At 63.0% G+C, this 10166-nt stretch carries 12 protein-coding genes; 3 read left to right on the forward strand and 9 right to left on the reverse strand.

The window, feature by feature from the left end:
- Positions 1-7: 7 nt before the first annotated feature.
- The 4 genes from cysW to IE126_RS14315 form a co-directional block, all read right to left on the reverse strand.
- Positions 8-871 carry a sulfate ABC transporter permease subunit CysW gene (cysW, locus tag IE126_RS14300; protein WP_108130579.1) on the reverse strand — a complete coding sequence of 288 codons (864 nt, stop codon included), beginning with the start codon at positions 869-871 and terminating at the stop codon, positions 8-10.
- Entirely contained in the window at positions 864-1700 is an 837-nt protein-coding gene (cysT, locus tag IE126_RS14305) for a sulfate ABC transporter permease subunit CysT (protein WP_054304226.1), read from the reverse strand. Before cysT ends, cysW begins: the two co-directional genes overlap by 8 nt.
- Positions 1701-1707: 7 nt before the next feature.
- Complete coding sequence (locus tag IE126_RS14310; protein ID WP_229825525.1) at positions 1708-2829, reverse strand: sulfate ABC transporter substrate-binding protein; 1122 nt, start codon at positions 2827-2829, stop codon at positions 1708-1710.
- 237 nt (positions 2830-3066) lie between these two features.
- Positions 3067-3237: a hypothetical protein gene (locus tag IE126_RS14315; RefSeq protein WP_158640786.1), complete on the reverse strand. Its 171-nt coding sequence runs from the start codon at positions 3235-3237 to the stop codon at positions 3067-3069.
- Positions 3238-3416: 179 nt separating this feature from the next.
- On the opposite strand from IE126_RS14315, the gene IE126_RS14320 reads away from it, so the two are divergent.
- Positions 3417-4307: a cation diffusion facilitator family transporter gene (locus IE126_RS14320; RefSeq protein ID WP_189381398.1), complete on the forward strand. Its 891-nt coding sequence runs from the start codon at positions 3417-3419 to the stop codon at positions 4305-4307.
- Between the two features lie 130 nt (positions 4308-4437).
- Here the strand turns inward: IE126_RS14320 and IE126_RS14325 are convergent, their stop codons facing one another.
- Entirely contained in the window at positions 4438-5322 is an 885-nt protein-coding gene (locus IE126_RS14325; RefSeq protein ID WP_108130576.1) for a LysR family transcriptional regulator, read from the reverse strand.
- Between the two features lie 95 nt (positions 5323-5417).
- On the opposite strand from IE126_RS14325, the gene IE126_RS14330 reads away from it, so the two are divergent.
- Positions 5418-5567: a hypothetical protein gene (locus IE126_RS14330; RefSeq protein ID WP_158640787.1), complete on the forward strand. Its 150-nt coding sequence runs from the start codon at positions 5418-5420 to the stop codon at positions 5565-5567.
- A gap of 84 nt (positions 5568-5651) precedes the next feature.
- Here the strand turns inward: IE126_RS14330 and ccoP are convergent, their stop codons facing one another.
- From ccoP to ccoN, 4 genes are read right to left on the reverse strand one after another with little or no spacing between them, the layout of a single operon-like run.
- On the reverse strand, positions 5652-6533 hold the full coding sequence (ccoP, locus tag IE126_RS14335; protein WP_054304230.1) for a cytochrome-c oxidase, cbb3-type subunit III: 882 nt from the start codon (positions 6531-6533) through the stop codon (positions 5652-5654).
- 3 nt (positions 6534-6536) lie between these two features.
- Positions 6537-6743 (reverse strand): cbb3-type cytochrome c oxidase subunit 3, encoded by a 207-nt coding sequence (locus tag IE126_RS14340; protein ID WP_189381399.1) that lies wholly within the window; start codon positions 6741-6743, stop codon positions 6537-6539.
- A gap of 10 nt (positions 6744-6753) precedes the next feature.
- On the reverse strand, positions 6754-7479 hold the full coding sequence (ccoO, locus tag IE126_RS14345) for a cytochrome-c oxidase, cbb3-type subunit II (RefSeq protein ID WP_054304232.1): 726 nt from the start codon (positions 7477-7479) through the stop codon (positions 6754-6756).
- A gap of 12 nt (positions 7480-7491) precedes the next feature.
- A complete protein-coding gene (gene ccoN / locus IE126_RS14350) occupies positions 7492-9096 on the reverse strand; it encodes a cytochrome-c oxidase, cbb3-type subunit I (protein WP_054304265.1) in 1605 nt (534 codons plus the stop codon).
- 208 nt (positions 9097-9304) lie between these two features.
- On the opposite strand from ccoN, the gene IE126_RS14355 reads away from it, so the two are divergent.
- A complete protein-coding gene (locus tag IE126_RS14355; protein WP_054304233.1) occupies positions 9305-10150 on the forward strand; it encodes a universal stress protein in 846 nt (281 codons plus the stop codon).
- The last annotated feature ends 16 nt before the right edge of the window (positions 10151-10166 follow it).

Genomic DNA, 10166 nt, shown 5'->3' on the forward strand with positions numbered 1-10166 from the left:
AGCCTCCTCAATGGCGGTGGGTTGCGGCGATCTGGTCGGCGTGGCGCCGCTCCAGCACGGTCTTGGCCAGCAGCGTGACCAGGGCGAGCAGTGTCAGCACGGCGGCAAGCGAGAAAGCCGCGACCGAAAGATATTCGTTGTAAAGCATCTCGATGGTGATCGGCATGGTCGCTGTCTGGCCCCGGATCTTGCCCGACACCACGGCCACCGCGCCAAACTCGCCCATGGCGCGGGCGTTGCACAGCAGCACGCCATACAGCAGCGCCCAGCGGATGTTGGGCAGCGTCACGGTGCGGAAGAGGTGCCAGCCACCCGCCCCCAGAGTCAGCGCCGCCTCCTCCTCGGCCCGGCCCTGCTCGATCATCACCGGGATCAGTTCGCGCGCGATGAAGGGGAAAGTGATGAACACGGTCGCCAGAACAATGCCCGGCAGTGCGAAGACGATGGGGAAACCCTGCGCCACCAGCCAGCCACCCAGCAGCGAATTGGCGCCGAACATCAGCACGATGCACAGCCCCGCCACCACCGGCGACACCGAGAACGGCAGGTCGATCAGTGTGATGAGGAACGCCTTTCCCCGGAAATCAAACCGGGTGATCAGCCAGGCGGCGGCGATGCCGAAGACCGCGTTCAACGGCACGGAAATCGCCGCAATCGTCAATGTCAGCCAAATCGCGGACAGCGCGTCCCGGTTGCCAAGGCTTTTCAGCGCCGCAAGCCAGCCCTGTTTCAGCGCCTCGGCAAAGACCGCGACCAGCGGGGCGCCGACCAGCAGGCCAAGGCCCAGCACAGCGACACCGATCAATGCGCGGCGGACCAGAGGCGACTCGTCGGTCGGGGCGCGAAAGGAAAAAGCGGACGCATCAGACATAGCCAATCCTCCGGCGGCTCCAGATCTGGATGAGGTTGATGGCCAGCAGCATGGCAAAGCTGATGGTCAGCATCGCGATGCCGATGGCCGCCGCCGCGTCATAGTTGAACTCTTCAAGCTGGATGACGATGAGCAGCGGCGCAATTTCGGTTTTCAGCGGGATATTTCCGGCGATGAAAATGACCGAACCGTATTCCCCCACCGCCCGCGCCAGCGCCAGTGCGAAGCCGGTCAGCGCGGCGGGGGCGAGCATGGGCAGGATGACCCGGCGCAGGGTCGTGAGACGGCTGGCCCCTAAAGTGGCGGATGCCTCTTCCACCTCGCGCTCGATCTCCTCGACCACGGGCTGAACGGTGCGTGCCACGAAGGGCAGGCCCACGAAGACCAGCGCGATCAGGATGCCGGTCTGGGTATAGGCGATCTTCCAGCCGATCTGTTGCGCCAGACCGCCCAGCACCCCGTTCGGCGCGTAAAGCGCGGTCAGGGCGATCCCCGCCACCGCTGTTGGCAGGGCAAAGGGCAGGTCCACCGCCGCATCCAGCAGCCTGCGACCCGCAAAGCGGTAGCGCACCAGAACCCAGGCCAGCAGCGTGCCGAACACCAGATTGAAGATTGCGGCAAAGAATGACAGCCGGAACGACAGGAACAGCGCCGACCAGACACGCTCACGGTTCACCACATCCCACAGGTTGCCCGGCCCGAAGCTGACGCCCTTCGCAAGAAGGGCGCCCACCGGCAGCAGCACGACGATGGACAGCATCGTCAGGGTGATCCCCGCCGACAGGCCAAGGCCCGGCATCGGGGATCGTTGATACAGGGGCCTGCCCATCACCGCCTCACTTCGCCGTATAAATCTGGTCGAAGGTGCCGCCATCCCCGAAATGTTCGGGCTGCGCCTGTTTCCAGCCCCCGAAATGGTCGATGCCAACCAGATCGAGCTTCGGGAACCGCGCCACATCCGCCGGATCGGCCGCCGAACTGTCCCAGGCGCGATAGAAGTTGCGGAAGGCGATGGCCTGCCCTTCCGGCGAATAGAGGTATTCCAGATAGGCCGTCGCCAGCGCGCGCTGTTCGTCCGAAGCGATATTGCTCTCGACAAGGGCCACAGGCGGCTCGGCAAGGATCGAGACCGAGGGCACCACGATATCGAACTGATCGTCGCCCAGTTCCTTCAGTGCCAGATAGGCCTCGTTCTCCCACGCGAGCAGCACATCCCCGATGCCCCGCTGTGCGAAGGTCGTGGTCGCGCCCCGCGCACCGCTGTCCAGGACCGGCACATGAGTGAACAGATCATGGACGAAGGTTTTCGGATCTTGCCCGTTCTTTTCGGCCCAGGCCCAGGCCGCCAGATAGTTCCAGCGCGCCCCGCCCGAGGTTTTCGGGTTCGGGGTGATCACCTCCACCCCGTCCCCGACCAGATCGCCCCAGTCCTGAATGCCCTTCGGATTGCCCTCGCGCACCAGAAACACGATGGTCGAGGTATAGGGCGACGAATTGTGCGGCAGTTTCGATTGCCAGTCGGAGGGCAGCTTGCCAGCCTCGGCGATCTTGTCGATGTCCGAGGCCAGTGCCAGCGTCACCACCTGCGCGCCAAGGCCGTCGATGACCGACCGCGCCTGACTACCCGAACCGCCATGACTGGTCTCCAGCGCGGGCGCCGGATGGCCCAGCCCGGTCCAGTGCTTTGCGAAGGCCGCGTCAAATTCGCGATAAAGCTCCCGCGTCGGATCATAGCTGACGTTCAGCAGGTTTTCGGCATGCAGAGGCGCCGGACCGACGAGCACGCCGGCGGCGAGCGTGACGGCAGCGAGGGTTGAGGCCAGCCATGCCCGCAACGAGACCAGCTGCCCGCGCACCGTTTTCAGGCCCGTGGAAATCGTGACCGTGCCATCACCATGCTCGGCCACCACAGGGCCCTGGGCAATGATATGGCGGGAAAGAGCAACAGAGCTGATCATGACGTTCTCCTGTCAATAGAGGCGGTCGATCCGCCGACACCTCAATCACGATCTATCTTATCGTTATTTGCAACAGAAAAATAACGTCTTAATTTGTCGTGATTATAGAACGATCTTCTACATGACAATTTTTGTTGTTTTAATTCAAATATATAGACGAAGTACTCATGCGAGAAACTGACCCGGATCAGGCAGGGTCAGGCAGCATCCTCGGATAGTCAGCATCAAAACAGTGACTCACAAGCGATCAAAAAACAGGCAAATGATGCAAACGGCACCAGAACCCACCCCGGCATCCCCATCGGCAAAGGTGCCGGGCACAGGTGCAACACCCGCTCTGACCCCGCCAACTGACAGCTTGCGATTCTGCGGGAAATCCCGTTTAAGCGCGCCCGACAGCGCAAGCATCCGGCAGCCTTCGCACAGCGACCCCGGCCACGCGCAGCAACCTTCAGGGCGGCGTCCGCAGGACGCTTCCCGCATGATCTGGACACGTTTCACCTATACCGTGCCGCAAGGCATGGCGCGGCATCTCTGGTGGCCTTTGCCGCCAAACGCCCGACACGACCCTTGCCAGGAGCCTGCCTATGAACACGACCCTCAAGCTCGCCATCGGCAGCGTCATCGTCGGGGCAATCGTTCTGGCCATCAAGGCACTGGCCTGGTGGATCACCGGCTCGGTCGCGCTTTATTCCGATGCGCTGGAAAGCACGGTGAATGTCGCAACGGCCATCGCCGCGCTGATTGCAATTCGCGTGGCCTCGCGCCCCGCCGATGCCTCGCACCCCTACGGGCACCACAAGGCCGAATTCTTCAGCGCCGTGCTGGAGGGGGTGATGATCATCATTGCCGCCCTGCTGATCCTGCGCGAGGCGTTTCACGGCTTCATGAATCCGATCGCGCTTGACCTGCCGATCGAGGGCCTGCTGATCAACGGGGCTGCGACCGTCATCAACGCGTTCTGGGCCTGGCTTCTGGTCACGCGCGGGCGCAGCGGCAAGTCACCGGCGCTGGTGGCCGATGGCAAGCATCTGTTCACCGATGTGATCACCTCGGCCGGGGTGGCCATCGGCGTGCTGCTGGCCATCGTGACGGATTGGTGGGTACTCGACCCGATCATGGCGGCGCTGGTGGCCGTCAATATCCTGTGGTCAGGTGCGAAAGTCGTGCGCGATTCGCTCAGCGGTCTGATGGACGAGGCCGTTCCGCAGGATGTACTGGACCGCGTGCGCAGCATCATCTCGACCGAAGCGGGCGGCGCGGTCGAGGCGCATGACCTGCGCACCCGCCACGCCGGCAAGGCGACCTTCATCGAATTTCACCTTGTCGTGCCCGGCGAGATGAGCGTTTTCGATGCCCATGAAATCTGTGACCAGGTGGAAGAAGCCCTGAAGACCGCTGTTCCCGGCGCACGGATCACCATTCATGTGGAGCCCGAACACAAGCAGAAACATGCTGGGATTGTCGTTCTGACCTGACATCGGAAGAAGAAGGCACCGTCACTCCCAGGAAACGCGCGAACAGGATGGAGCGACGGTGCCAATGTCCAGCTTTGGACCCGGACAAGCTGACTCTGCCCCGGAAATCGCCCCTGCGCCTTGACCTGCATCAAATGGCCGTGCGCACCCCTGCGTCCGCCTGTCGCAGCAGCCAGCGCACAAAAGCCGCCAGCGGCGCACGCATGGTACCCGGACGATGCACGATGAAATAGCCCTCGCGGTCGGAATCCTCGTGCAACTGCCGCAACCGGCCAGCGGCAATGTCGCGCTCGACAAAGGCGCGGGCGATCACCGCCACCCCCTGCCCGTCCCGTGCCGCGTCCAGCATCAGATTGCCCGGCAGCGAGATCATGCCCGCGCGACGGATCAGACCATGTTTCTCCAGAAACGCACTTGCCTCGGTGGTGCCCAGTTCCTGTAGCCATGGCAGGGCCGCCAGATGGGCCATATCCGACGCCATATGTTCGGGCACCAGCGCGGGCGCGGCCACCACCACGACCGAGGAGCGCAGCAAAAGCCGCGATTCAAGTCCGGGCCAGTCGCCGTTGCCGTAGCGCAGCGCGATATCGGCATCACGTCCCAGTTCGCGCAGTTCCGAGGCCGGGTCGATCATCAGGTCGACGCCGGGATGGCGTGACCGGAAATCCGGCAGACGCGGCAACAGCCACCCCCCGGCAAAAGCCGGGGTGGTGGTCACCCGTAACGGGCGCGTGGCCTCCGCCCCGGTGAGTTCGGCAATGATGGCCGCGATCTGGCCAAAGCCAAGCTCCAGCACATCGGCCAGCCGCCGTCCTTCGGTGGTCAGCACCAGCCGCCGCCCGCCGCGATCCACCAGCGCGATGCCCAGATGGGTTTCCAGCCCGCGGATTTGCTGGCTGATCGCAGCATGGGTCACGCCAATACGGGCGCCAGCCTCCTCCAGCCCGGAGGCAGAGGCAAAGGCTGAAAACGCCCGCAGCGCCGAGAGAGGCGGAAGATCACGCCATTCCGTCATGTAAGACTGGCTTTCAAATCCAAAGAATCGCTGCCTCGCGAGACAGCATATTTTCAGGCACATTAAGGCATATAGAGAAGCCGGAGGTCAAAGAAATGCTTAACCTGATCGCACAAAGCCTGCTGATCGCGACGCGAATGGATCGCGGCACAGGGCGCGAAAAGCTCGCGGAGCAGCGGCGGCTGGAGGATGAATGGTTCTGGCAGGGGCGGAACACGCCGCAACAGGACCGGCACCGGGACTGAGGGACATGATATCCCCACAGTTCTGCCGTCCGAAATGAAAACCCCCGCCGGTGGCGGGGGTTTGTCGTTGCAGGGAACCTGCGATTACTCGCCGCCACCCAGGCTGTGCACATAGACCGACACCGCGCGGATCTGGTCTTCCGTCAGACGGGCGTTCCAGTTGGGCATCACGCCAAATCGCGCGTTGGTCACCGTTTCAGTGATCGTCGCCCGGTCACCGCCGTAAAGCCACACGGCGTCCGTCAGGTTCGGCGCGCCCTGCGCCCGGTCTCCGGTGCCGTTTTCCGCGTGGCAAGCCGCGCAGTTGTCGGCAAAGACCGTCGCCCCGGCAGCCGCCTTGGTCGCGTCATGTTCCTGCCCCGAGATCTGGAGGACGTATTCAACGACCTCTTCGATCTGCGGTTTTTCCAGCAGGCCATCAGCGCCGAACTTCGGCATTTCCGAATAGCGGGCATCGGCGTCGGTGGTGTTGCGGATACCGTGGGTGACAGTCGTATGGATGTCCTCCATGGTGCCACCCCACAGCCAGTCGTCGTCCAGCAGGTTGGGATAACCCTTGTTGCCGGCCGCGCCTGCCCCGTGGCACTGGGCACACCAGGTCTTGAACACGGCGGCACCCGCAGCCTTGGCATAGCCGTCCAGTTCGGGATCGGTCGAGATCGCGTTCAGATCGGCGGCCACCAGCTTCGCCTTGATCGGCGCATTGGCGTCGTCGAACCGCTTGATCTCTTCCGCCACGGCGAGACGGGTATCACCCGCCGCGGTTTCGCCCGTCATGCCCTGCGTGGCGCTGCTGATCAGCGGCCAGGCCGGATAGGCGATGGTATAGCCGATCGCCCAGATGATCGTCAGGTAGAAGGTCCACAGCCACCAGCGCGGCATCGGGTTGTCATATTCCCGGATGCCATCCCATTCGTGCCCGGTGGTCGGAACCTCACCCGGTTTCTTTACTTGCTTGGCGCACATGTCTTACGCCTCCTTCAGTTTGCTGGCGTCCGGTTCCGCCCCGGACGCGGCGGGCCGCGTCTCGTTGCGGAAGATCGACGTGGCGGCTTCGTTCTGTGCCTTGCGACTGCCGGGGCGGAAGGCGTAGAAAACCACGCCCACGAACACCAGCGTCATGAACAGAAGCATCCAACTGTCGGCGAAGTGGCGGAGAAGGCTATAAACGTCCATATCCCCCTCCTTACCGCGCCGGATCCGGCTGGAAGGTCGAGAAGTCGACCAGCGTGCCCAGCATTTGCAGATAGGCGATCAGCGCATCCATCTCGGTCAGCTGCGGCTGGCCGTCGAAGTTGCGGGTCTGCGCCTTGGGATACCGCGCCAGAAGGCCCTCGGTATCGGCATCGGGCGAAGCCTGCGCCGCAAAGTCGGCCTCGGCATTCTCCATCATCTCGTCGGTATAGGGAACACCGACCAGACGGTTGGCCGACATCGAGTCCTTGATGTAGCGGGCGTCGATGACGTTGCCCATCAGGAACTCATACTTCGGCATCACCGATTCCGGCACCACAGATTGCGGGTTCTTCAGGTGGTCGACATGCCATTCGTCGGAATAGCGGCCACCCACGCGGGCCAGATCCGGCCCGGTGCGCTTGGAGCCCCACTGGAACGGATGGTCATACATCGATTCCGCCGCGAGGCTGTAATGGCCATAGCGTTCGACCTCGTCGCGCATCGGACGGATCATCTGGCTGTGGCAGACATAGCAGCCTTCACGGATGTAGATTTCACGCCCCGCAAGCTCCAGCGGGCTGTAGGGGCGCATCCCCTCCACCTTCTCGATGGTGTTTTCGAGGTAGAACAGCGGCACGATCTGCACCAGACCGCCAATCGTCACCACGAGGAAGGACAGCACGAGCAGCAGCGTCGCATGCGTCTCGATGGCCTTGTGTTTGTCAAGAAAAGCCATTGCAGTCGCTCCTCATTCTGCCGGGACGAAGTTGTTCGCGTTGACAGCCGCCTTGGCAGGCTGGGCACGAACGGTCATCCACAGGTTGTAGCACATGATGATTGCCCCGGAGAGGAACATGACCCCACCCAGCGCGCGCACCACATACATCGGGAACTTCGCGGCCACGGTATCGGCGAAGGCGTTGACGAGGAAGCCATTGGCATCCACTTCGCGCCACATCAGGCCTTCCATGATGCCGGTCACCCACATCGACGAGGCGTAGAGCACGATGCCGATGGTCGCCAGCCAGAAGTGCCAGGACACGAGGCTCAGGCTATACAGCCGCTCGCGGTTCCACAGGCGCGGCACGAGGAAGTAAAGCGCGCCGAAGGTGATCATGCCGTTCCAGCCAAGCGCGCCGGAGTGAACGTGACCAATGGTCCAGTCGGTGTAGTGCGACAGCGAGTTCACTGCCTTGATCGACATCATCGGACCTTCAAAGGTCGACATGCCGTAGAAACCGATGGACACCACCATCATGCGGATGATCGGATCGGTGCGCAGCTTGTCCCAGGCGCCCGAAAGCGTCATCAGGCCGTTGATCATGCCACCCCACGACGGCATCCACAGCATGATCGAGAACACCATGCCCAGAGTCGAGGCCCAGTCCGGCAGCGCGGTATAGTGCAGGTGGTGCGGACCGGCCCAGATATACAGGAAGATCAGCGCCCAGAAGTGGATGATCGACAGCTTGTAGCTGAAGACCGGGCGTTCAGCCTGTTTCGGCACGAAGTAATACATCATGCCCAGGAAGCCAGCGGTCAGGAAGAAGCCCACGGCGTTGTGGCCATACCACCATTGCGTCATCGCATCCTGCACGCCCGAGAACAGCGAGACCGATTTCGACGACAGGAAGCTGACCGGGATTGCGAGGTTGTTCACCACATGCAGCAGCGCCACGGTAACGATGAACGACAGGTAGAACCAGTTCGCCACATAGATATGCGGCTCTTTCCGCATGATCACCGTGCCCAGGAACACCAGCAGGAACGAGACCCAGACCACCACGATCCACCAGTCGATGTACCAGACGGTTTCGGCATATTCCTTGCCCTGCGAGCCGCCCAGTACATAGGAGGTCGCCGCGAGCACGATCATCAGTTGCCAGCCCCAGAACACGAACCACGCCAGATTGCCGCCCCACAGGCGCGCGGCGCTGGTGCGCTGAACGACGTAGAAGGCGGTACAGATCAGGGCGTTGCCCCCGAAGGCGAAGATCACGGCCGAGGTGTGAAGCGGACGCAGGCGTCCGAAGTTCAGAATCCCCTCGACGCCGGGAATGTTGAGTGCGGGGAAAGCCAGCTGGAAGGCGATGACCACCCCCACCAGAAAGCCCACGACGCCCCAGAAGGCCGTCGCAATGACGCCGGCGCGCACCACACCGTCGTTATATTCATTCACGGCTACCGTGACCGGCTCACCCATGCGGCGTGCCACCCAGATAAAGGTGATGGCTGCCGCAAGCATGACGACGATCGCGTTAACCTGATAAGGCAGGTCGTGCGCGTAATTGGCGGCGATCGCGGCGAAGACCGCGACCACGCCAAGCACGACCAGTTTAACGTAATCCCACATTTTGCGTCCCTTCGTCTTGGCCCGGTCCATCCCGCTTGCCGGCGAGTCGCCCGGACGCTTTTCGACTGTCCCGCTTTCGCAGATGCGGCGACAGGTGGCATTGATCCATGTCAACCCAAGGGACCCCGCAGGTTGATCGAAGTCAATGCGGCATGCTGCCCGCGCGGCTATAGTGTCCATTATCCAAACGCGCGAGGAGATTGAGAAAATGAGCTACAAGACCCTCACAACCGTCGTCACTTCGGCAGAGGAGGCGCAAGCCACCATAGCCCCGGTGGCACGGCTTGCGGATGCGCTGGACGCGCATCTTGATGTGCTGGCGCTCGGGGTTGACCGGACCCAGGTCGGCTATGCCTATATCGGGGGTGGCAGCGTCATCCTTCAGGCCGCGCTTGACCAGGCAGAGGCCGAGGCCCGTGCCACCGAAGCCGCCGCACGGGCGGCGCTTGAGGAATATTCCGCCGACCAGCGGTGGGCGGTTGAAAGTGCTGTCGCCCAGTTGGGCGCGCTGTCCGATCTGGTATCGCTGAAGGCACGTTTCTCGGATCTGGTTGTTCTGCCCCCGCCCTATGGCAAGGGCAAATCCTCCGAGGCGGAAGCCGTGGTCGAGGCGGCCCTGTTCGAAAGTCAGGCCCCCGTTCTCGTCCTGCCCGAAACCGTCCGCGAAGTCGCGATGCCGCAACGCGTGGTCATCGGCTGGAACCAGAGCCGCGAGGCCATGGTGGCAGTGCGCCGCGCCCTGCCCTTCCTGAAAGGCGCGCAGATGGTCAACATCGCCATCATCGACCCGCCGCAGCACGGTCCCGAACGGTCCGACCCCGGCGGCGCGCTGTGTCAGATGCTGGTGCGCCATGGCGTGAAGGCAGAGGTTTCGGTGCTGGCCCGGACCATGCCGCGCATCTCGGACGTGCTGAACCGCCATGTCCGCGACATCGACGCCGACATGCTGGTGATGGGCGCCTATGGCCATTCGCGTTTCCGCGAGGCCATTCTGGGCGGCGCCACCCGCAATATGCTGGAACACGCCGAAGTGCCGGTGCTGATGGCCCACTGATCCCGGCCGCGCCCCC

Origin of the sequence: Gemmobacter nanjingensis (assembly GCF_014652195.1) — a bacterium.
GTDB lineage: Bacteria > Pseudomonadota > Alphaproteobacteria > Rhodobacterales > Rhodobacteraceae > Gemmobacter > Gemmobacter caeni.